The following is a 20,933-nucleotide window of genomic DNA, read 5'->3' as shown; positions in this document are numbered from 1 at the left end:
GCCGATGAAAGCCGAACCCCACACCGCGCGTGTGGGGTTCGGCTTTTCGGTCAGGAAAAGGGTGGGGCGGCAGTGTCTTTGGCGGAGCGGATGTAGGTGAGCGGCTCGCCGTCGCGGCCCAGCCGGGGCCAGTCGATCCCCAGCCGAGGATCGAAAGCGTCTATGTCCCGGTCGAATTCGGGGGTGTACTCCAGTGAGCACAGGTAGGTGACGGTGGACCGGTCCTCCAGCGAGAGGATCGCGTGGCCCAGGCCCTCGGAGAGGAACACCGAGCGGCGGTGCACGTCGTCGAGCAGGACGCTGTCCCAGTGGCCGTAGGTGGGGGAGCCGGGACGCAGGTCGACCACCACGTCGTAGAAAGCGCCGCGCATACAGGTGACGTACTTGGCCTGGCCGGGCGGATCCTCGGTGTAGTGGATACCGCGCAGCACGCCCGCCGCGGACACCGAGGTGTTCACCTGGCACAGCTCGAAGGCGCGGCCGGTGGCCTTCTCGAACTCCGAGGCCTTGAAGGTCTCGGCGAACGCGCCGCGGTCGTCGCCCAGCAGGCGCGGGGTCATCACCCACGCGCCGGGCACCGCGAGTTCCTGGAACTCCATCACCAATCCCACCTGGGTCCGCGCCCGTCCGGCGATACCGGGCTGTGCGAGAGGTCCGGCCCCTGGCTCAGCAGATCCAGCAGATAACGGCCGTAGCCCGAGCGCACCAGCGGTTCGGCTCGCGCGCACAGCTGATCGTCATCGATGTAGCCCATCCGCCAGGCGACTTCTTCAGGCACCCCGATCTTGAGTCCCTGGCGTTCCTCGATGGTGCGCACATAGTTGGCGGCGTCGAGCAGCGAGTCGAAGGTGCCGGTGTCCAGCCAGGCGGTGCCGCGCGCGAGCACGTCCACGCGCAGGCGCTGCTGTTCCAGATAGGCGCGGTTGATATCGGTGATCTCGTATTCGCCGCGCGCGGAGGGCCGTAGCGTCTTGGCGATCTCCACGACGTCGTTGTCGTAGAAATACAGCCCGGGGATGGCGTAGTTGGAGCGGGGCTGCTTGGGTTTCTCCTCGATCGAGACCGCCCGCCCGGCTTCGAATTCGATGACGCCGTAGGCGGAGGGATCGGAGACCCAGTAGGCGAAGACCGCGCCGCCGTCCAGTCCGGTGAAGCGGTTGAGGCTGGTGCCGAGGCCGGGGCCATGGAAGATGTTGTCGCCCAGCACCAGTGCGGCGCTGTCGCCGCCGATATGGTCGGCGCCGAGCACGAACGCGCGGGCGAGCCCGTCGGGTTCGGGCTGCACCACGTAGGACAGCTCGATGCCGAACTGGGAGCCGTCGCCGAGCAGGCGGCAGAAGGCGGGGGCCTCCTCCGGGGTGGTGATCACCAGCACGTCCCGGATGCCCGCGAGCATCAGCGTGGACAGCGGGTAGTAGATCATCGGCTTGTCGTAGACCGGGACCAGCTGCTTGCTCACCCCGCGCGTGATCGGGTGCAGCCGCGAGCCGGTGCCGCCCGCCAAGATGATTCCGCGCATGCCCTGGAGTCTGCCAGTTTCGCGATCGACGGTCGCACCCGACGTCGGCCCGGTTCCGACATGCCTACGAAAGTGTCACGGAGGTTTAGCTTTCCGGCGATTCGGGCCAATCCTGTTGCGTAGGTCACATTCACGTGGTCTCCTGAGTTCGAGCGTTGTCAAACAACGCCGTGTGAGATGTCAGCGTCGATGTCTCGCCGGTCCGGTAGGTGGCCCCTGCCGTCCGGTCGGGCACGGCGCGCCAGTGGAAAGCAGGTGCGCGATGACCGCGATCGGTGTCGGCGAAGTAGTGAATCCGGATGGACCCAGCCCGGCGGCCCGCCTGCTCCTGGCAACCTGCACCTCGCTCGTGCGCCCCGCGCTGCGGCTGGCCCCGATCAGGCCCGCGACCATCCCGATCGGCGCGTTCGCCATCGACAATCTGGCCCGGCTGCGGCCCGGCCCGCGCGGCGTCGAGCGCGAACAGCTCACGCTGGACGGCTTTCGAATGGAGATCGTGCGCCCCGCCGGTGGCTCCAAATCGCTGCGCAACGGCGCGATGCTCTACATGCACGGCGGCGGGTTCGCGGTCTGCGGGCTCACCACGCATCGACCGGTCGCGGCCAGCCTGGCCCGGCGCACCGGACAGCCGGTGGTCAATGTGCAGTACCGGCAGCTACCCGGCTGCCGGATCGAGGAGTCGGTGCGCGACTGTCTCACCGCCTACCGCTGGCTGTTGCGCAAGGGCGTCGATCCGGCCCGCATCACCTTCGCCGGCGACTCCGCGGGCGGCTACCTCACCTTCGCCACGGCGCTGGCCGCCCTCGAGTCGGGCCTGCCCGCGCCCGCCGGGCTGATCGGGCTCAGCCCGCTGCTCGATCTCGACTACACGGCCAAGCGGGACTACGTGAATGTCGCGCGCGATCCGTACCTTCCGCTGGCCGCGCTCGAGGCCGTGGTCCGGTTCGGCGCCGAGATCGACGGCCGGCTGGACCCGAAACTGTCGCCGGTGAACGGGGCACTGGCGGGGCTGCCGCCGGTGCTGCTCATCGCCGCCGAAGACGAAATGCTGCGCTACGACTGCGAACTCATGGCGCTGCGGCTCACCGCCGCGGGCGTGCCGAACACCCTGGAGCTCTGGCGCGGCCAGGTGCACGCGTTCATGAGCATCGCGCCCGGCCTGCCCGAGGGCCGCCGGGCACTGGGACGGGTCGCGCGATTCGTGCGCGCCTGCACCGAACCGGCAGACGCGACGATACGCACAGCTTGACCTCGGGCACAGCCTGATTGAGCTCGGACGGCCTTGACCCCGGTCGGCCGGACGAGCATGAACCCCCGCTCCCCCCTCGGGGCGGGGGTTCAATTTCGTTCGGCGGCAACGAAAAACCCCGCCCGGGCGAACCGGACGGGGTTTCGCTGCGCTACCGCGAGCCTTACTTCTTGGCCGGGGGAACGAAGGGGGAGTTGATGATCCCGAAGTAGTTGACGGCCTCGACCACCGCGATCGGGGCGGTGATCAGGATGGTGCCGACGACGCCGAGGAACGACGCACCGGCGGCCGCGCCGACGATGCAGCCGACGACCGGACCGGCACCCAGCAGGAAGGCGACCGGAGCCGAAGCCGCGGTGCCGAGGGCGGCGCCACCGACGCAGCCGATGAGGCCACCGAGGACGGTGGTGGTCAGACCGGCCACGGTGGCGGCCAGGCCGATGTTGTCCTTCATGCGCGAGTAGGCAGCCTTCTCACGCTCGTACTCGTTCTTGAACTCGGCCTGGCCCTCGAAGGGCAGGGCGACCGGCTTGTAGACGGCGTGCTGCTCGTCGAGCTGCGGGGTCAGGGTCACGGAGCGGTCGGCGACCTGGGTGGCGGCGACCGGGAACTCGTGGTCGAAGATCTGGGTGGCGAGCGGAATGCCGGCCATCACGGCACCGTTGTTGGCCTTGATCGCCAGGCGGCCGTTCTCGGTCACGATCGAACCGGAATCGGTGGTCAGCTTCAGGCTGCCGTTCTTCTCGTCGATCTCGTAGGAGAGGTTGACGGGCAGCGGGGCGGCGGCGGCGGGCTCGGCGTGGGCGGTACCGGCGGCCACACCCAGGGCGGCGATCAGCAGGGCCGACGTCGCGGTGAACTTCCTCATCAGCATTTTTCTTGAACCTCAATGTTGCGCATCGTGCGGGGACAAGCTGATCGAAATTCAAGCCAGCTAACGGGGGGTGAATCGCCTGTGACGGTTAATTCAAATCTTGTTCACCATTCGGACGTACGCGATGGGGTACTCCCGGAAATACGCACTCCCAGCAGGTTTTTCGGAATCGGTCGGCCATGCCGAGCTGCGCTTATTCCGCTCGAGTGTGGCGAAGGCCACTCAGGCGGCTCTCAGGTGGCGCCGTCCGGGGACGCGCCGGCGGGACGTAAAGTTCATGGCGTGCGCTTGCTTGTCACCGGCGGAGCCGGATTCATCGGTGCGAACTTCGTCCACCAGACCGTGGCCCAGCGCCCGGACACCACGGTGACGGTGCTCGACGCGCTCACCTACGCCGGGAACAAGGCCTCGCTGGACGACGTCGCCGACCGCATCGACTTCGTGCACGGCGACATCGCCGACCTCGACCTGGTCGACGAGCTGGTCAGCGGCGTCGACGCGGTGGTGCACTTCGCGGCCGAATCGCACAACGACAACTCGCTGACCGAGCCGTGGCCGTTCATCCAGACCAATATCGTCGGCACGTATTCGCTGCTGCAGGCGGTGCGCCGCTACGACGTGCGCTACCACCATGTCTCGACCGACGAGGTGTACGGCGACCTCACCCCCGACGAGCCGCGGTTCACCGAATACACCCCCTACAACCCGTCCAGCCCGTACTCGGCGTCCAAGGCGTCCAGCGATCTGCTGGTCCGCGCCTGGACCAGGTCGTTCGGGGTGCGCGCCACCCTGTCGAACTGTTCCAACAACTACGGGCCATACCAGCATGTGGAGAAGTTCATCCCGCGGCAGATCACCAATCTGATCGACGGCGTGCGCCCCCGGCTCTACGGCGCGGGCCATCAGGTGCGCGACTGGATCCACGTCGAGGACCACAATCGCGCGGTCTGGGATGTGCTGGAGCGCGGCCGGATCGGGCAGACCTACCTGATCGGCGCTGACGGCGAACTCGACAACAAGACCGTCGTGCGGCTCATCCTCGAGGAATTCGGCCGCGCCCCGGACGATTTCGACCACGTCACCGATCGGCCCGGTCACGACCAGCGCTACGCCATCGACGCGACCACGCTGCGCACCGAACTCGGCTGGACGCCGCGCTACGCCGATTTCCGCGCGGGCCTGTCCGCGACGGTCCAGTGGTACCGCGACCACGAGGACTGGTGGCGGCCGGAGAAGGCCGCCACCGAACGCGCCTACGCCGCCGCGGGCGAACGCACCCTCGATGCGACCGCCGAATAGCGCTCGCCGCCCGGCCGATCGAGCACGACGGAGCCCTGCACCCGGCCGATGAGCCGGGCGGGCACCGTTGTCAGTCGGCGTCGATCCCGTACAGCCGCGCCCAGTTCGCCCGGCTGGTCAGCTCCGGCACCGCGGCCCGGTACTCGGCCGTCAGGCGCGGCAGGTCCTTGCGCAACCGGCGCAGCACCCGGATCGTGCGCGTCAGCAGCTGACGGGCACGGTCCTTGTCCCGCACTCGAACCCGCACGCCGGACTGCGAGGCGTCGGTCACCACCACGTGGTCGAACAGCGACACATGCCACCAGTGCGCGTCCTCGCGGGTCACGCCGATCACGCCGTGCTGGGTGCGGCCGGTCCACTGCGTGATCGCGCGCTTGATCAGGATCAGCAGGACCCGGCTCGGCTCGCCGCCGGCCCGGCGCAGCTGGATATCGGCCGCGCGCACCGGCGGCGTCGCGGCCGCGTGCTTGGCGGTCTCCGGGTAGTCGGCGCGGCTGGTGCGGGCCCGGGCGAGCGCGTCGATACCGCCGTCGCGCAGCACCTTCGGGCCCTCCAGGAAGTCCTCGATGCCCTGCAGGGTGGTGTGCGCCAGGCCGTACTGCATGCCGACCAGGTATTCGCCGATCTGGCGCAGGAACTGCCGGGTGATCTTCTTCCCGTCCAGCTCGGCGTGCATGGCGCCGACGATCAGCGAATTGCGCGTGCTGAAATAGCGCGCCCAGTCGTCGAAGTCCTTCCAGTAGAAATCGGCGTGCCAGACCGCGGCGTTGGGCAGGGTGACGGTGACGAAACCGCTCTCCCGCGCCCGCACGCCGTATTCGACGTCGTCCCACTGGAAGAAGATCGGTATCGGCAGCCCGATCTTCGCGACCACCTCGGCCGGGATCAGGCAGGTCCACCAGGCGTTGTAGCCGGCGTCGACGCGGCGCTCCTGGTTCTTCTTCAGCATGGAGGTGTTGCGCAGCGCCTTGGGCACCTTCTGCCCGTGCTTGAGCTCGTGCAGGTGCACCTCCTCGGCGCCGACATTGAGGTAGTCGGGGTTGAGCAGGAACAGCATCTGCGCGCCGACCAGTGTCGGCTCCACGGTCAGATTGGCGAACGCGTTGAGCCGCAACACCGTTTCGGGTTCGCAGAGGATGTCGTCGTCCATCAGGATGACGTCGGCGTGCTCGTTGACCGCGGACACCTCGTAGAGGCCGCGGGTGAAACCGCCCGCGCCGCCGAGGTTCGGCTGGCGCAGGTAGCGCAGCTTGTCGCCGAGGATCGGCAGCGTCTGCTGGTAGCGCGGCCGGTCCTGCACCAGGTCGGTGCCCTGATCGACGACGTAGACCGCGTCGATGGCGGCCAGCACGGTCGGATCCGAGGCCAGCGCCGCGACGGTTTCCGCGCAGTCGGCGGCGCGGTTGAAGGTGCAGATGGCGATGGCGACCGGGCGCATCCGCTTCGGCGCGGGTGCGGTCCAGGTGAGTTCGGTGATGGTCAGCGGGCCGCCGACGGCATCGAATTCCAGCCAGAGCGCGCCGCCGTCGACGTACTGGTCCAGCGGAGCGGACAGGGTCACCGCGCCGCTCTCCTGTGCCACCGCGGAGCCGATGATGCGGCGGTGCCCGGCGATATCGGAGGCGACGATGCGCACCTGCGCCTTGCCGGTCACCTCCAGCACCATGGTGGCCCGCACCTCGGTGACCACGGTCCAGCGCTGCCAGTACGCGGCGGCGAAGCGGCCGAAGTAGGTATTGGTGTGCGCGGTGGCGCCCTTGTCCAGGCGCAGTTCCAGGCGTTCCCGGTGCGCGCGGCCCTTGACCACGGCGTAGAGCTCGTCGCTGATCTTCGCCGACGGCCCGGTGAAGATGCCGCGCTGTAACACGAGCCGGTCCGGCGCCCGATGATCACTACGCAAGGTAGCGGGCGCTGCCTCGGCCGACGTGTGGTCGTTCGTTTCGGTAACGGCCTCGGTAGCCGACTGCTCCATGAAGTCCTCGAAATCCTGATTGTGCCGACGGGATGCCGTTCGCGGCGGGGGTGAGGATATCAATCCAAACCTTCACGGGCGCGATGTGGAACCCGTGAACACGAACTTGTTATAGGCCCAGTAGCGGAATCCGACCGCGACCGCCTGGCCGATCAGCGTGCCGGAAATGTTGTCCGACAGCGGCGTCGACAGGTCCAGGACATAGCGGGAGAATCCGAGGCAGCCCAGCTGCAACCCGATGGCCACCACGTTGAACACCGCGTACAGCAGGTACTCGCGGCCCGGGTTGTCGGTCTGCTGATCGGCGAAGGTCCACCACTTGTTGCCGAAGTAGGTGACGACGGTGGCCACCAGAATGGCGATGATCTTCGCGGCAAGCGGCTGGTGGTACAGCACGCCCTCGCCGCCCCAGAACACCAGCAGGTTGTAGGTGCCCGCGTCGACCAGGAAGCCGATGCCGCCGACGATCAGGAAGGCACTGCCCTTACGGAGCGCGGTGATCACCTTGGCGGCCAGGCTCGGTTCCGGATCCACGGTCACCGGGTGTGCGACGGGCGGCTCGGGGTAAGACACCGGGTGACGGTACCGCGAACGTGGCAGAGTCAGCAGGGCCCTGTACCCTCCCGGTGTTCCCCTTCACCGCCGACATCGAGGATTTACCCAGGTGGACTCCACCGAGCTTCGAATCGCCGCAGTCGTCCCCTGCCACAACGAAGAGGCGTCGGTCGCCAAGGTCGTCGCCGATCTACAGGCCGCCGTGCCGGGAATCGTCGTCTACGTCTACGACAATCTCAGCACCGACCAGACGGCCGAGCGGGCCCGCGAAGCCGGTGCGATCGTGCGGTACGAGAACACCAAGGGCAAGGGCAATGTGGTGCGCCGCGCCTTCGCCGACATCGACGCCGACATCTATCTGATGATCGACGGCGACGACACCTACGAGGCCTCGGCCGCGCCGCTGATGATCAAGACGCTGCTCGACGGCCCCTACGATCACGTGCTCGGCGTGCGTCGTGAAACCGAGTCATTGAAAGACACGGGCTCCTCGGCCTATCGGGCCGGCCACGAGATGGGCAACAAGGTGCTCAACGGTGTGGTCGGAAAGGTGTTCGGCGAGAACGTCGAAGACATGCTCAGCGGATTCCGGGTGTTCTCGCGTCGCTTCGTCAAGAGCTTCCCCGCCGTCTCGCGCGAGTTCGAGATCGAGACCGAACTGACGGTGCATTCGCTGCACCTGCGGGTTCCGCAGACCGCGGTGCCGGTCGGGTTCCGGGATCGCCCGGCGGGCAGCGAGTCGAAACTGCGCACCTACCATGACGGTTTCAAGATTCTGGGCTTGATCATCGGCCTGGCCCGGCACGAGCGCCCGGTCGCGTTCTACGGCCTGTTCGGCACGCTGAGCTGGCTGATCTCGATCGCCCTCGCGATTCCGATCGTGGTCGAGTTCTACGCGACCCACGAGGTGCCGCGCTTCCCGACCCTGTTCCTGGCGTTCACCCTGCTGCTGCTGGGCAGCCTGGCCTGGACCGCGGGCCTGGTCCTGGACGGCATCCGCCGGTCCCGGCACGAGGCCGCCCGGCTGAACTACCTGCTGCATTCCGCGCCCGGCGTGGACGGTGACCCGGAGCCACGGCGTTGACCACGTCGGCCGGGCCTGCCGAGTCGGCGGGCGTCGCCGAGCAGATCGACGCGAACCAGCCGGTGCGGACCTCGGTGGTCCTGGACAAGACCTCGGGCACCGGTCCGAAGCCCGCGACGGAGACCGGTACGTCCACCCTCCGGCGGGCGGCGTCGGCCCTCGCGCACCGAGTCGGTGCGGCCACCGTGGTTTTCGCGGTGCTGGCCACGGTGTTCGGCGCGGCGTTCGCGGTGAGCACGCCGCCGTTCTGGGGGCACGACGAGATCACCCAGTTCGGGCGGGCCTATCAGGTCGCGCACGGCGGACTCCTGCCGGAGCGGATCCCGGACACCCGCGGCATCTCCTATGGCGGCGATGTGCCGGTCAGCATCACCGACCTGATGGGCTACGCGCTGACCGACTACACCACCAATCCGCAGGAGCCGGATCCGATGGTGGCCGACCCGGCCGCCTACGACCGATTCAAGTCGGCCGAGGTCTCCACGGCGATGGAACCGGTGTGGTTCACCAATACCGCCGCCTACTCGCCGATCCCGTATCTCCCCGCCGCCGTTGGCATTCAGGCCGCCGAAGCGCTGGGCCTCGAGGTCGGCGGCATGATCATGGCGACCCGGCTCGCCGGTCTGGCGGTATATCTGGCGCTGGTCGGGCTCGGGCTGTGGGCGCTGCGGCGGCACCGGGTGCAGTGGCTGGTGCTCGCGGTGGCGCTGTTGCCGATCGCGGTGTTCCAGGCGGGCACCGTCACCGCCGACACCATGACCAACGCCCTGGCCATCATGGTCTCGGCGCTGCTGGTGAAGGCGCTGTTCCTCGGTGACCGGCTGGGCTGGGTGGAAACCACCGCCCTGCTCGCCGCGGCGGTGCTGCTGCCGCTGAGCAAGCCGACGTATGTGCTGCTGGCCATGCTGGTCGTGCTGGTGCCCGCCGGGCGTTTCGCCTTCGGCGCGGGTAGCTGGCAACGTTTCGTACCGTGGGTGTTCGCGGGCACGGGCGCGGTCTGCTTCGCGGTCTGGACCAAGATCGCCGGACCGACCACCGAGGGCATGGGCCTGATGCGGCCCGAGCACCAGTGGAAGTCGGTGCGCCCCGGCGACCAGCTGTCCGGCATTCTCGGTGACCCGGTGGGTTTTCTGAGCGTGTTCGGCGACAGCATCTCCTATCGCGATCAGCGCTGGTTCATCCAGTTCTTCGGTGAACTCGGCTTCGCCTACATCGATGTGCCCGCCCTGTCGATCGTGGCCTGCCTGCTCGCGTTCGCGGTGGCGCTCGGCATCTCCGATCGGATGACCGGGTCCACTCGCTGGCGCACCTGGGTGGCCGCGCTGACGGTGGCGGCCAGCGTCGCGATGATCTATGTGACCCTGTACATGTCGTTCACGCCGGTCGGCTACTACATCATCGACGGCGTCCAGGGCCGCTACTTCGTCCCGCTCGCCATCCTCGCCTTCGCGGTGCTGCTGCGCTGGATGCCGTTGCGCCTCACCGATATCGAGGGTCGTACCCCGGCCGTCGGCCCCGCCGTCACGGTCGCCGTCGCCAGCGCGATCGGCCTGATCGCCGCCGTCGCCAAGTACCACTCGGTGGTCTGGGGCTGACGGCGGCGGGCTACCGTCAGAGGAACAGGTCGGTGGTCAGTTCGCCGTCGCCCGGGGTCACCCGGTACTTGTCCAGGTCGGTGATGCCATGTGCGGCGAGCACGTCGTCATCGATGAAGAAGTTGCCGGAGGTCTGCTCCGCGGGCGAGGTGAGCACCAGGTAGGCGGCATCGGCGTAGATGGCGGGTGTGCGTGAGGTGGAGATCATCTCGTCGCCGCCGAGCAGGTTGCGCACCGCGGCGGTGGCGATGGTGGTGCGCGGCCACAGCGAGTTCACGCCGATGCCGTCGCCTTTGAGTTCCTCCGCCAAACCCAGTGTGGTCAGCGACATTCCATACTTGGCGATGGTGTAGCCCAGCGCCATGCCCGCCCACTTGGGGTCCAGGTTCAACGGCGGCGAGAGCGTCAGGATGTGCGGGTTGCGCCCGGCCCGCGCCGCGGCGCGCAGGTGCGGGATGCACAGCTTGGACAGCAGGAAGCTGCCGCGGCAGTTGATGTCCTGCATGAGATCGTATTTCTTCATCGGCAGCGTCTCGGTGGGGGAGAGGTCGATCGCCGAGGCGTTGTTCACCACCAGATCGATGCCGCCGAACCGTTCGACGGTCTGCCGGACCGCCTCGGCCACCGACTCCTCCAGCCGCACATCGCCCACGAAGGGCAGTGCCTGTCCGCCGGCCGCCTCGATCTCCGCGGCCGCGGTGTGAATGGTGCCCGGCAATTTCGGATGCGGCTGATCCGTCTTCGCGATCAGCGTGACATTGGCACCGTCCGCGGCCGCCAGCTTGGCGATCTCCAGCCCGATGCCCCGGCTGCCGCCGGACATGATCAGCGTCTTTCCCGCCAGCGCCCTACCCGATTCCGCCATGACCAGCTCCTGTCTGCCCGCCGCGGGATTCGGCCCGCGGCCTCCTTCGCACACTAAGCGTAGACCCGGGCGCTATGCAACCAGTTGCATATGCGATACGGGCAACAGAAAGGCGGGGCATCGGGTGCTCCCGATGCCCCGCCTCGGGCGTCCGATCAGGCGGCGGCTATGCCGACGACGGTGATCAGCAGGCCCAGCACACACGGCAGGGCGATCAGGGCCAGCAGGACCCAGTAGATCCACATGCCGGGCGTGGACTGCGGCGTCTCGCCCATCGCGCCGCGCATCCAGAACATGGTGGGCGGCTTGTAGTAGTAGCGCACACTCTGCCCGGGCGCGAGCATCAACTGCTGCTCGGCCGGACCCATATCGTTGATCCACGGCGTGCTGACCCGCAGATGGTATTGGCCCGGCCCGAGCGGAATATGGTTCTCGCCCCACTGGGTGACCGGCACCTTCTGGCCGTTGATCAGGATCTTCGGCTTGGTGAGCAGGCCGAGCATGAAGGCCATCCACATGTAATCGGCCTGGATGGTGATGCCCTGGGCCCCCGGAACACCCGGCGGCGGCATCTGCTGCCCGTACGGCTGTTGTCCGTACGGCTGCTGTGGCGGGACGCCACCCGGGTAACTCATCGACATCCTCCCGTCATCAGATGGCGGCCAGCAACAGGAAATTGAGCAGGAAGATCACGGCCGCCGCGCCCCACGCGATGTAGAGGAACAGGATGGCCGGCGTCTTCTGCGGGAACTGCCCGAGCGCGCCATTGATGAAGATGATGGCGGGCGGCCGGTAGAAGTACCGCACACCCTGCCCGTCGGCGACCACCACCTGATCCTGGGCCGGGCCCATATCGAACAGCCACGGCGTGCACACCTGGAGGTGGTACTGCCCCGGGCCCACCGGGATATGGTTCTCGCCCCAGCGGGTATTGGGCACCTGCTGGCCGTTGATCCGGATCTTGGGTTTGCTGAGCGCGAGCATGAACAGCGGCCACTCGTAGTCGGCCTGCACGGTGATCCCGGGCGGCGCCGGGGCCGGGGCCGGGGCGGGCGCGCCGTACTGCCCCTGCGGCTGCCCATACTGCGGCTGCTGACCGTAGGGCTGCGGTTGACCGTAAGGCTGTGCGCCATAGGGCTGTTGCTGTGGCTGGCCGTACGGCTGCTGCTGCGGTGCGCCGTACGGGTTGCCCGCCTGCGCTGGTTGCTGGCCGTACGCAGGCTGTCCGGGGTACTGCCCGCCTTGCGCTTGGCCCTGAGGCGGGTATCCGCCGGGGTAACTCATCCAAACCCTCCCGAAAGCATGGTCATTCGGGGCGAACCCTACCGTGAATCCACGAATTCGGCCGCACCGCCGAATCGCCGTCCGCGCACTACCTGAATTCCAGTGCGCGGACGGCGTTTCGACTATCGGCTTCGGGAGCCGCGCTCGCGGTACATGCGCCGCTGCTGTTTGCTGATCGACTTCCACTCCCGGGTGCGCTCGGCCTGGATCCGCTTGTCGGTGCGCGATTCCATCCAGGCGTTCTCCCGGATCAGCTTGCGGTAGCTGTCCATCCGGCGCTGGGTCAGTGCGCCCGATTCGAGCGCCGCCACCACCGCGCAACCGGGTTCGGTGACATGCGAGCAGTCCAGGAACCGGCAGTCCGCCGCGAGCGATTCGATATCGCTGAAGGTCTTCTCGATCCCCTCGGCGGCATCGTAGAGACCGATCCCGCGCAGGCCCGGGGTGTCGATCAGGGTGCCGCCACCCGGCAGCGGGCGCAATTCCCGGTGCACCGTGGTGTGCCTGCCCTTCTTGTCCACCGCGCGAACATCATTGGTGGCGAACACCTCCGCGCCCAGCAGCGCGTTGGCCAGGGTCGACTTACCAGCGCCCGAGGGGCCGATCAGCGCGACGGTGCCGTCGAGCATGGCGGTGAGCACATCCAGGCCCGCCCCGGTACCGGCGGACACGGCGAGCACGGCCGCGCCGGGTGCGACGGCCCGCACCTCGGCGAGCGGAATATCGTCGGCCGCATCGGCTTTGGTGAGCACCACGACCGGTTGCGCGTCGCTCTCCCAGGCCAGGGTGAGCATCCGCTCGATCCGATTCAGATCGACATCGCCGTCGGCGGGCGAGCAGATCAGCACGGTATCGACGTTCGCGGCCAGCACCTGCGCCTCGGAGCGCCCGGACACCGAGGACCTTGTGATCGCCGAGCGGCGCGGCAGCAGTCGCCGCACGGTCAGTTCGGCGTCGACGGTCACCCAGTCACCGGTGCACAGCCCGCTGACCTCGGAATCCGAGCGCGGGCAGCGGGCCCGGGCGAGCCCGGTGGGTGTGGCCACATCGCATTCGCTGCGGTCCATCCTGATGACACGCGCAGGCGCCTGACCAGCGGGAATCAGCGGTGCGTAGCGGTGTGCGACAGCTTCGGTCCAGCCGAAAGGGATATGGAATTCAGGGTCGTTGACGACCATGATGGGGGAATCCTTCAGTGAGATGAGGTGGAGGGGTAGATCGGTGCCACGGGCACGACAATCCGCACAGTTGTCTTCACGATCTCCACCTCCTCTACTCTCTCGACGTTGCGATCACCCTCGCACAGGCCCGGACGGGCCCGCAACCTATTTTTCGGGCTTGCCGAACTGCTCGTGCCGACCGAGGCTGCGCAGTTGGAACCACTCCTTCAACCCCGCCGGATCCCGCCGGGTGACCAGGAAGAACCAGGAGAACCGCACCCACTCCTGCGGTAGCAGCTTGCGCATACCGGGTTGCGCCATCAGGTAGCCGCGATTGCGGTAGGTGAAATACCGCTTCACCGGATCATCCGGATACTGGGTGTGCATTCGCCCGCCCAGAATCGGCTTGAACTCGGCCGCGCCATTGGGGTGCAGGTACGCGGTCTGCAAGCAGGTGCCGAACGGGAGCCCCGAACGCACCAGCCGCCGATGCACCTCCACCTCGTCACCGCGCACGAACAGCCGCAGATCCGGCACGCCGATCTGATCCACCGCCTTCGCCGCGATCAGCGCGCCGTTGAACAGCGAGGCGATTCCGGGTAGGAAATCCTCCGCGCCCAGCTCCGAGCGCAGCCGCCGCCACACCACACCGCGGCGCAGCGGGAAGGCCAGCCGATCCGGTTCGTCGATATCGCAGACCACCGGCGACACCTCGGCCAGCCCGTGCCGGCGCGCGCAATCCAGCAGCACCGCAAGCACTTCCGGGCCATCGGGGCGGCCGTCGTCATCGGCCAGCCAGACCCAGTCCGCGCCCAGGGTGAGCGCGTGCAGCATGCCGAGCGCGAAACCGCCGGCCCCGCCGAGATTGTGCGCCGACCCCAGATAGGTGGACTCGATCGACTGCTCGGCCACCAGGGCCGCTACCTCGGGCTCGTTCGCGTTGTCCACCACGATCAGGTGGTCCACCGGACGCGACTGCGAGGTCAGCACCTTCAGCGATTCGGTGAGCAGTTCACGACGCTTGTGCGTGACCACCACCGCGACGATCCGGGCGTCGGCCCCCGTCGAAGGCTGTTCGAACGGAGTGGCCTGCTCGCTCGGGCCGGTCGGGGAACTCATGGGAGATTACGCTCCAGTTCTCGATCACCTTGCGGGCCCGCCGCGCGCTCGGCTTCCAATTCCCGCAGCACCGTTGCCACGTGGTTTCCGGCGTCGGGCCCCTCGTACGCGCGCACCACTTCCTCGATTCCGCCGCGCTGGCGAATCTGCCCGTGATCGACCCACATGGCGGAATCGCAGAGCTGGGCGAGGAATTCGTTGGAATGGCTGGCGAACACCAGAATGCCAGACCGGGCCACGAGTTCCTGCAACCGCAGTCGCGCCTTCTTCATGAATTCGGCGTCGACCGCGCCGATTCCCTCGTCCAGCAGCAGGATCTCGGGATCGATCGAGGTGACCACGCCCATCGCCAGCCGTACCCGCATACCGGTGGAATAGGTCCGCAGCGGCATCGACAGGTACTCGCCGAGCTCGGTGAAGTCGGCGATCTCATCGATTTTCGCCAGCATCTGCTTACGGGTCTGCCCGAGGAACAGGCCGCGGATGATGATGTTCTCGTAGCCGGAGATCTCCGGATCCATGCCGACGCCGAGGTCGAACACCGGCGCCACCCGGCCCCGGATCCGCGCGCTGCCGCGCGAGGGCTCGTAGATGCCCGACAGCAGGCGCAGCAGCGTCGATTTGCCCGCGCCGTTGTGGCCGACCAGACCGATCCGGTCGCCTTCCTTCAGCGACAGGTTGATGTCGCGCAGCGCCTCGACGACCACCACATCGGACTGGTTGCGCCCGATCGCGCCGCCAGCCTTGCCCAGAAAAGCCTTCTTCAGCGACCGCGACTTGGCGTCGAAGATCGGGAACTCCACCCAGGCGCCCTGGGTTTCGATACTCACATCGGACATATCGCCTTCACACCCAGTAGGGGACGCGGGACCGGTACTTCTTCATAGCCAACACTGCCACCAGCCAGCCGACGACGGTGAGGCCGCCGACGACCACCCAGCTGCGCCAGTGGATCGGATCGCCGAGCAGGGGGGCGCGCACGATTTCCAGATAGTGATAGGTGGGCACCAGCTCGACCAGCCGCGCGCGATCGCCCACCGAACCGCCCTGCTCGTGCAGCACCTTCGCCGACCACATGACCGGCGTCAGCACGAACAGCATGCGGGTGAGGCTGCCCAGAATCGGCGCGATATCGCGGTAGCGGGTGCTGAAGATGCCGAACACGATGGTGACCCAGGCGGCATTGAGGAACAGCAGCGCGATCGCCGGAATCGCCAGCAGCACCGACAGGTCCAGCTCGCGCCACACGCCGAAAGCGAGCAGCAGCACCAGGTAGATCGCCGCGTTGTGCGCGAAGAACAGGAACTGCCGCCACACCAGCCGATAGACGTGCACGCTCAACGCCGACGGAAGCTGTTTGATCAGGCCCTCATTGGCGATGAACACATCCGAGCCCTCGAGGATGCTGGCCTCGATGACATTCCAGACGATGATGCCGACCGTCACATACGGCAGGTACTCGCGCAGCGGCTGCGCGAACAGGGTCGCGTAGAGAAAGCCGATGGCGGCCGCTTGCACGGCGGTGGAGATGGTGATCCAGAACGGCCCGAGCACCGAACGCCGGTAACGCTGCTTGATGTCCTGCCAGCCCAGCGACAGCCACAGTTCCCGCTGGGAGAACCCCTGGCGGAAATCCTGGAAGGCCCGGCGGAAGGTCTGTGAATCCGACACGATCGGCTCCACCGGAACAGCTTCCGTGGTGCGGGGTTCCTCGGCAGTCACATGCACTGTGCTTTCTTCAGGACGCACCGCACTCACGTCGGAGTCGGGGCGAGCGGCAGCGGCGGACACGGTGGTCGACACTACCCGTGCGAACTTGGCCGAGATCGGCCGGAACCACCCCGTGGCCGGATCGTCCGGAACGGGGTCGCGGATCGGGGGTCAGAGGTATTGCCCGGAGCCGCCGGTGACGTGGTCGGGCCGGCCGGTGCGGGGATCCGCGGCGTGCAGGCCGGGCGGCAACGCACCCTGACGCATCTGCTCCAACTGCGCGCGGGCCGCCATCTGCTGGGCGAACAGCGCGGTCTGGATCCCGTGGAACAAACCCTCCAGCCAGCCCACCAGCTGCGCCTGCGCGATCCGCAGTTCGGCGTCGGTCGGCACGGCGTCCTCGGTGAACGGCAGGGTGAGTCGTTCCAGTTCCTCGCGTAGCTCCGGTGCCAGGCCCTGCTCGAGTTCCCGCACCGAGGATTTGTGGATCTCGCGCAGCCGGGTGCGGCTGGCGTCGTCCAGCGGTGCGGCGCGCACCTCCTCCAGCAGCTGCTTGATCATGGTGCCGATGCGCATCACCTTCGCGGGCTGCTCGACCATGTCGGCCAGCGATTCCCCGGCGTCCGGGTCCGCCGCCGCGGCGGTGTCGTCCTCGGAGACCACCTGCGCGTTCAGCGGCGTGCCCGCGTCGGCCGGGATCACCAGGTGCCGCCCGTCGGGTCCGACCACGACGATGGAATCGGGTGCCTCATCCGAATGCGTCATGTTCCCCATCATGTCATCCGTTGAGCGAGCCCGCCGGTCCGTGCTTGCGACGGCGCAGGGCGTCCTAAACTGATCGGGTCGTCGTGTGGTTCGGATTTGCTGAAAGTCGGTTGCCATGCATTCACCCCGGTCGCTGCGGTGCTGGACGCCAGTCGAGTGGAACACGGTTACGCCGCCTCGCCCACTGCCCTTAGAGTGGCCAGCATGACTTACGACGTCGCGCGGGTTCGGGGCCTCATACCGTCCCTGGGCGACGGCTGGATTCATTTCGACCCGCAGGCGGGCATGCTGGTTCCGGATTCGGTATCGCGCGCCGTCTCAACGGGTTTCCGTACCTCGGCCTTCTCCCATATCGGCCGTAACGGCGCCGCCGTACGCAGTGCCGGTCTGCTGGACGCGGCCCGCGAGGCGGTCGCGGATCTGGTCGGCGGCGACCCGGCGGGCGTGGTGCTCGGCCCCGATCGCGCGGTCCTGCTGGCCTGGCTGGCCGAGTCGCTGAGCTCCCGGCTCGGTCTCGGCACCGGCATCGTGCTCTCGCGTCTGGACGACGAGGCCAATGTGGCGCCGTGGCTGCGGATCGCGAACCGCTATGGCGCCCATGTGCGCTGGGCCGAGGTCGAGATCGAAACCTGTGAGATGCCGTCCTGGCAGTTCGAGGAACTGATCGGCCCGACCGCCCGGCTGGTCGCGTTGACGGCGGCGTCCCCGATCGTGGGTTCCGCGCCCGCGGTGCGGGTCGCGGCCGACCGGGTGCACGAGGTCGGCGGCCTGCTGGTCGCGGACGCGGTCGGCGCTGCGCCCTACGCGCTCATCGATATCGACGAACTCAACGCCGATGTGATCGCGCTGAGCGCGCCCGCCTGGGGCGGCCCGCAGATCGGCGCGCTGGTCTTCCGCGATCCCGCGTTCCTGGACCGGATTCCGTCGATGTCGTTGAACCCGTACGCGAAAGGCGCCGAACGCCTCGAGGTCGGCGGGCATCAGTACGCGCTGCTGGCCGGGCTCACCACCTCGATCGACTTCCTGGCGGGGCTGGACGAGCGCGCCAAGGGCACGCGCCGGGAACGGCTCGAGGTCTCGATCACCTCACTCCAGGACTATCACGATCAGCTGTTCGAGCACCTGATGGAGGTGCTGGACAAGGTGCCCGACCTGACCGTGATCGGGCGGGCGTCCACCCGGATTCCGACCGTGAGTTTCACGATGGCCGGGATGCAGGCGGAGAAGGTCGCCGCCAAGCTCGCGGACGCGCGGATCGGAACCCTGTCCGGCGTGCACGGCGGTAGCCGGCTGCTGGACGCGCTGGGCGTGAACGACGAAGGTGGCGCGGTCACCATCGGATTGGCGCCGTACACAACGAAATTCGAGATCGATCAGCTGGGGCGGGCACTGACCGCGCTGGATTGAGCACTCGCCTCGGCCGGAAGCCGCATGACCGTGTGCCGTGGACGGCCTACTCCACCCGAAGTGTCACCTTTCCGAACGCCCCGGCATCCAGCATCCGATGCGCTTGGGCCGCCTCGGTAATCGGCAGTTCCGCGTGCACCACCGGTGCCACGGTTCCGTCGGCGAGCAGCGGCCACACCTGCTGGCGCACCTGACTGATCACTTCGGCTTTGCTGTGGCTACCGGTCGCCGGTCGCCTGCGCAGATTCGTCGCGTGGATCGTCCCCCATTTGCCCAGCAGCGCCGCGAGATTCAGCTCGGCCGTGACCCCGCCCTGCATGCCGATGACCACCAGGTGCCCGTGTTCGGCCAGCGCTTCCACGTTGCGCGCCAAGTACGCCGCACCCATATTGTCGAGAATGATGTCGGCGCCCGGCCCGCCCGCACCGGATTCCTGACCGCGCACCACCTCGACGAAATCCTGTTCCCGATAGTTGATCAGCACGCTCGCGCCGAGTTCGGCGCAGCGCTTCAGTTTCTCATCCGACCCTGCCGTCACCGCGACCCGCGCTCCGCGCTGCACCGCGACCTGAATCGCGTGCGTGCCGATGCCGCTGCCGCCGCCGTGGATCAAGACCAGCTGTCCGGCGCGCAACCCGGCCGTCATCACCAGGTTCGACCACACCGTGGCCGCGACCTCGGGCAGCCCCGCGGCCACGGTGAGATCCATGCCCTCCGGCACCGGCAGCAACTGCCCCGCGGGGACCGCCACCTGCTGGGCGTACCCGCCACCGGACAGCAGCGCGCACACCCGGTCGCCGACCCGCCACTCCAGCACGCCGTCACCGACCGCCGCGACCTCCCCGGACACTTCCAGCCCCAGAATCTCGCTCGCCCCCGGCGGCGGTGGATAGAACCCCTGCCGCTGGAGCAGATCCGCCCGGTTCACCCCCGCGGCCACCACATCGATCAGCACCTCGCCGTACTCGGCCACCGGAGCGGGCGCCTCGCCCCACTCCATGACCTCCGGCCCACCGAATCCGTTCAACGTGATAGCGCGCACCCCTCCATACTGCCCCGTCGCTCCCGGCGGCGTTGTCATCTCCAGCTCCGACGCGCGAGCACCGCCCGCGTTCGAGAGCCCCAGTGGGCCCTGGCGCGGCGACGGCGCCGTCTGCGGTCTGACCGGTTTGTTCCCGCTGTTCGGATTCGGTGCTCGGGCAGGTTTCCGGAGGCGGTCGAATCCACCTGGGCGGCAGCCTATCTGCCCAGCGGTCGGCGCGATGGGCGCGGAACCGCTAGCGTTCCCGACGTGAGCTTCATCGACTTCCAGAACGAGATCTACCTGGCCGGACTGGGCGGCGCGGTGCCCGAGCTGCCGATGACGGCGGCCGGTTTGGAACAGCGGGCGCGCGAAGTGCTCGGCGCGGCCGAATTCGCGTACGTGGCCGGTAGCGCGTCCACGGAGCGGACCGCCGACGCGAACCGGGCGGCCTTCGACCGGCACCGGATCGTGCCGCGGATGCTGCGCGGCACCACCGGTCCCGGTGCGCGTGATCTGTCCGTGGAGGTGCTCGGCACCCGGCTGGCCGCGCCGGTGCTCACCGCGCCGGTGGGCGTGCTGGAGTTGCTGCACGACAAAGGCGAGGTGGTCGTCGCCGATGTCACCAAGGAACTCGGTATCGGCGCGGTGCTCTCCACCGCCGCGTCCTCCACGATCGAGGAGGTGGGTGCGGCCGCGGGGGAGTGGTGGTATCAGCTGTACTGGCCCAATGACGACGATCTGGCCCGCTCCTTCGTCGAGCGTGCCGAGCGGGCGGGCGCGAAAGCCATCGTCGTCACCGTCGATACGCCCAGCCTGGGCTGGCGTCCGCGTGATCTGGAGCTGGCGCATCTGCCGTTCCTGCGGGGCAAGGGGATAGCGAACTATCTGTCGGATCCAGTGTTTCGGGCGAAGCTGCCGTCACCGCCCGAGGAGAGCCCCGAGGCGATGCAGATCGCGGTGCTGACCTGGGTCGGCCTGTTCGGCAATCACACCCTGCGACCCGCCGATATCGCGCATCTGCGCGAGTGGACCGATCTGCCGATCGCGGTGAAGGGCATCCAGCATCCCGACGACGCCCGCCAGGTGGTGGACGCGGGCGCCGACGGTGTCATCGTGAGCAATCACGGCGGCCGGCAGATCGACGGCGCGATCGCCTCCCTGGACGCCCTGCCCGCCATCGTCGCCTCCGTCGGCGACCGCGCGGATGTCCTGTTCGATTCCGGTATCCGCACCGGCTCCGACGTCCTGGTCGCCCTCGCTCTCGGCGCCAAGGCCGTGCTCTACGGCCGCCCCTGGGCGTATGGCCTCGGTATCGCGGGCCGCGCCGGCGCCCGCCACGCGCTGCGCCTGCTGCTCGCCGACTTCGATTCCGCCCTCGGCCTGACCGGCTGCCCCACCCCCGCCGCCCTCAACCGCTCCCTCATCACCACCACCCACTGATCGAAAAGCGCA

20 protein-coding genes are annotated in these 20,933 nt (G+C 68.1%); 6 read left to right on the top strand and 14 right to left on the bottom strand.

The genetic code is table 11. The annotated features are described in order from the left end of the window. Nucleotides 1–50 precede the first annotated feature (50 nt). Together ACFVMC_RS05285 and rfbA are read right to left on the bottom strand one after the other, a co-directional pair. The gene (locus ACFVMC_RS05285) at nucleotides 51–599 is read right to left on the bottom strand and encodes a dTDP-4-dehydrorhamnose 3,5-epimerase family protein (protein ID WP_379207840.1); all 549 of its coding nucleotides are present in this window, start codon (nucleotides 597–599) and stop codon (nucleotides 51–53) included. Then, nucleotides 599–1,519: a glucose-1-phosphate thymidylyltransferase RfbA gene (rfbA, locus tag ACFVMC_RS05280; RefSeq protein ID WP_379207038.1), complete on the bottom strand. Its 921-nt coding sequence runs from the start codon at nucleotides 1,517–1,519 to the stop codon at nucleotides 599–601. The genes ACFVMC_RS05285 and rfbA overlap by 1 nt, the downstream gene beginning before the upstream one ends. 262 nt (nucleotides 1,520–1,781) lie before the next feature. Here rfbA and ACFVMC_RS05275 point away from each other — a divergent pair, with 262 nt between their 5' ends. Further along, entirely contained in the window at nucleotides 1,782–2,768 is a 987-nt protein-coding gene (locus ACFVMC_RS05275) for an alpha/beta hydrolase (protein WP_379207036.1), read from the top strand. 163 nt (nucleotides 2,769–2,931) lie between these two features. Here ACFVMC_RS05275 and ACFVMC_RS05270 read toward each other — a convergent pair whose 3' ends face one another. Next, complete coding sequence (locus ACFVMC_RS05270; protein WP_379207035.1) at nucleotides 2,932–3,636, bottom strand: hypothetical protein; 705 nt, start codon at nucleotides 3,634–3,636, stop codon at nucleotides 2,932–2,934. A gap of 288 nt (nucleotides 3,637–3,924) precedes the next feature. Here ACFVMC_RS05270 and rfbB point away from each other — a divergent pair, with 288 nt between their 5' ends. Then, entirely contained in the window at nucleotides 3,925–4,941 is a 1,017-nt protein-coding gene (rfbB, locus tag ACFVMC_RS05265; RefSeq protein WP_379207033.1) for a dTDP-glucose 4,6-dehydratase, read from the top strand. Nucleotides 4,942–5,011: 70 nt separating this feature from the next. On the opposite strand, the gene ACFVMC_RS05260 is transcribed toward rfbB, so the two are convergent. Together ACFVMC_RS05260 and ACFVMC_RS05255 are read right to left on the bottom strand one after the other, a co-directional pair. Next, the gene (locus tag ACFVMC_RS05260; RefSeq protein WP_379207031.1) at nucleotides 5,012–6,913 is read right to left on the bottom strand and encodes a glycosyltransferase; all 1,902 of its coding nucleotides are present in this window, start codon (nucleotides 6,911–6,913) and stop codon (nucleotides 5,012–5,014) included. Nucleotides 6,914–6,985: 72 nt separating this feature from the next. After that, on the bottom strand, nucleotides 6,986–7,486 hold the full coding sequence (locus tag ACFVMC_RS05255) for a GtrA family protein (protein ID WP_379207029.1): 501 nt from the start codon (nucleotides 7,484–7,486) through the stop codon (nucleotides 6,986–6,988). Nucleotides 7,487–7,577: 91 nt separating this feature from the next. Between ACFVMC_RS05255 and ACFVMC_RS05250 the strand changes: the two genes are divergently transcribed. Both ACFVMC_RS05250 and ACFVMC_RS05245 read left to right on the top strand, forming a co-directional pair. Continuing rightward, nucleotides 7,578–8,552, top strand: a complete 975-nt coding sequence (locus ACFVMC_RS05250) for a glycosyltransferase (RefSeq protein WP_379207028.1) — start codon at nucleotides 7,578–7,580, stop codon at nucleotides 8,550–8,552. Beyond that, nucleotides 8,549–10,147, top strand: a complete 1,599-nt coding sequence (locus tag ACFVMC_RS05245) for a DUF2142 domain-containing protein (RefSeq protein WP_379207026.1) — start codon at nucleotides 8,549–8,551, stop codon at nucleotides 10,145–10,147. The genes ACFVMC_RS05250 and ACFVMC_RS05245 overlap by 4 nt, the downstream gene beginning before the upstream one ends. A 16-nt stretch (nucleotides 10,148–10,163) precedes the next feature. Here the strand turns inward: ACFVMC_RS05245 and ACFVMC_RS05240 are convergent, their stop codons facing one another. The 8 genes from ACFVMC_RS05240 to ACFVMC_RS05205 all read right to left on the bottom strand — a co-directional run bounded on the left by ACFVMC_RS05240 (nucleotide 10,164) and on the right by ACFVMC_RS05205 (nucleotide 17,050). Continuing rightward, on the bottom strand, nucleotides 10,164–11,012 hold the full coding sequence (locus tag ACFVMC_RS05240) for an SDR family oxidoreductase (RefSeq protein WP_379207024.1): 849 nt from the start codon (nucleotides 11,010–11,012) through the stop codon (nucleotides 10,164–10,166). Nucleotides 11,013–11,167: 155 nt separating this feature from the next. Next, nucleotides 11,168–11,647 (bottom strand): hypothetical protein, encoded by a 480-nt coding sequence (locus tag ACFVMC_RS05235; RefSeq protein ID WP_379207023.1) that lies wholly within the window; start codon nucleotides 11,645–11,647, stop codon nucleotides 11,168–11,170. Between the two features lie 16 nt (nucleotides 11,648–11,663). Beyond that, nucleotides 11,664–12,296, bottom strand: coding sequence for a hypothetical protein (locus ACFVMC_RS05230; protein WP_379207021.1), 633 nt, complete (start codon nucleotides 12,294–12,296; stop codon nucleotides 11,664–11,666). Nucleotides 12,297–12,418: 122 nt separating this feature from the next. Then, on the bottom strand, nucleotides 12,419–13,474 hold the full coding sequence (gene rsgA, locus ACFVMC_RS05225; RefSeq protein WP_379207019.1) for a ribosome small subunit-dependent GTPase A: 1,056 nt from the start codon (nucleotides 13,472–13,474) through the stop codon (nucleotides 12,419–12,421). Nucleotides 13,475–13,621: 147 nt separating this feature from the next. Further along, nucleotides 13,622–14,575: a glycosyltransferase gene (locus tag ACFVMC_RS05220; RefSeq protein WP_379207017.1), complete on the bottom strand. Its 954-nt coding sequence runs from the start codon at nucleotides 14,573–14,575 to the stop codon at nucleotides 13,622–13,624. Further along, the gene (locus ACFVMC_RS05215) at nucleotides 14,572–15,414 is read right to left on the bottom strand and encodes an ABC transporter ATP-binding protein (RefSeq protein WP_379207016.1); all 843 of its coding nucleotides are present in this window, start codon (nucleotides 15,412–15,414) and stop codon (nucleotides 14,572–14,574) included. The genes ACFVMC_RS05220 and ACFVMC_RS05215 overlap by 4 nt, the downstream gene beginning before the upstream one ends. 7 nt (nucleotides 15,415–15,421) lie before the next feature. After that, nucleotides 15,422–16,303, bottom strand: a complete 882-nt coding sequence (locus tag ACFVMC_RS05210; RefSeq protein ID WP_379207014.1) for an ABC transporter permease — start codon at nucleotides 16,301–16,303, stop codon at nucleotides 15,422–15,424. Between the two features lie 153 nt (nucleotides 16,304–16,456). Continuing rightward, the gene (locus tag ACFVMC_RS05205; protein WP_379207012.1) at nucleotides 16,457–17,050 is read right to left on the bottom strand and encodes a bacterial proteasome activator family protein; all 594 of its coding nucleotides are present in this window, start codon (nucleotides 17,048–17,050) and stop codon (nucleotides 16,457–16,459) included. Between the two features lie 204 nt (nucleotides 17,051–17,254). Between ACFVMC_RS05205 and ACFVMC_RS05200 the strand changes: the two genes are divergently transcribed. Beyond that, nucleotides 17,255–18,457: a cysteine desulfurase-like protein gene (locus ACFVMC_RS05200; RefSeq protein ID WP_379207011.1), complete on the top strand. Its 1,203-nt coding sequence runs from the start codon at nucleotides 17,255–17,257 to the stop codon at nucleotides 18,455–18,457. Between the two features lie 46 nt (nucleotides 18,458–18,503). Here the strand turns inward: ACFVMC_RS05200 and ACFVMC_RS05195 are convergent, their stop codons facing one another. After that, nucleotides 18,504–19,499: an NAD(P)H-quinone oxidoreductase gene (locus tag ACFVMC_RS05195; RefSeq protein WP_379207009.1), complete on the bottom strand. Its 996-nt coding sequence runs from the start codon at nucleotides 19,497–19,499 to the stop codon at nucleotides 18,504–18,506. A gap of 249 nt (nucleotides 19,500–19,748) precedes the next feature. On the opposite strand from ACFVMC_RS05195, the gene ACFVMC_RS05190 reads away from it, so the two are divergent. Further along, nucleotides 19,749–20,921 (top strand): lactate 2-monooxygenase, encoded by a 1,173-nt coding sequence (locus tag ACFVMC_RS05190; protein WP_379207007.1) that lies wholly within the window; start codon nucleotides 19,749–19,751, stop codon nucleotides 20,919–20,921. Nucleotides 20,922–20,933: the final 12 nt, after the last annotated feature.

Source organism: Nocardia sp. NPDC127579, from assembly GCF_042672005.1.
Classification (GTDB): domain Bacteria; phylum Actinomycetota; class Actinomycetes; order Mycobacteriales; family Mycobacteriaceae; genus Nocardia.
This window is presented reverse-complemented; position numbering and strand designations above follow the sequence as displayed.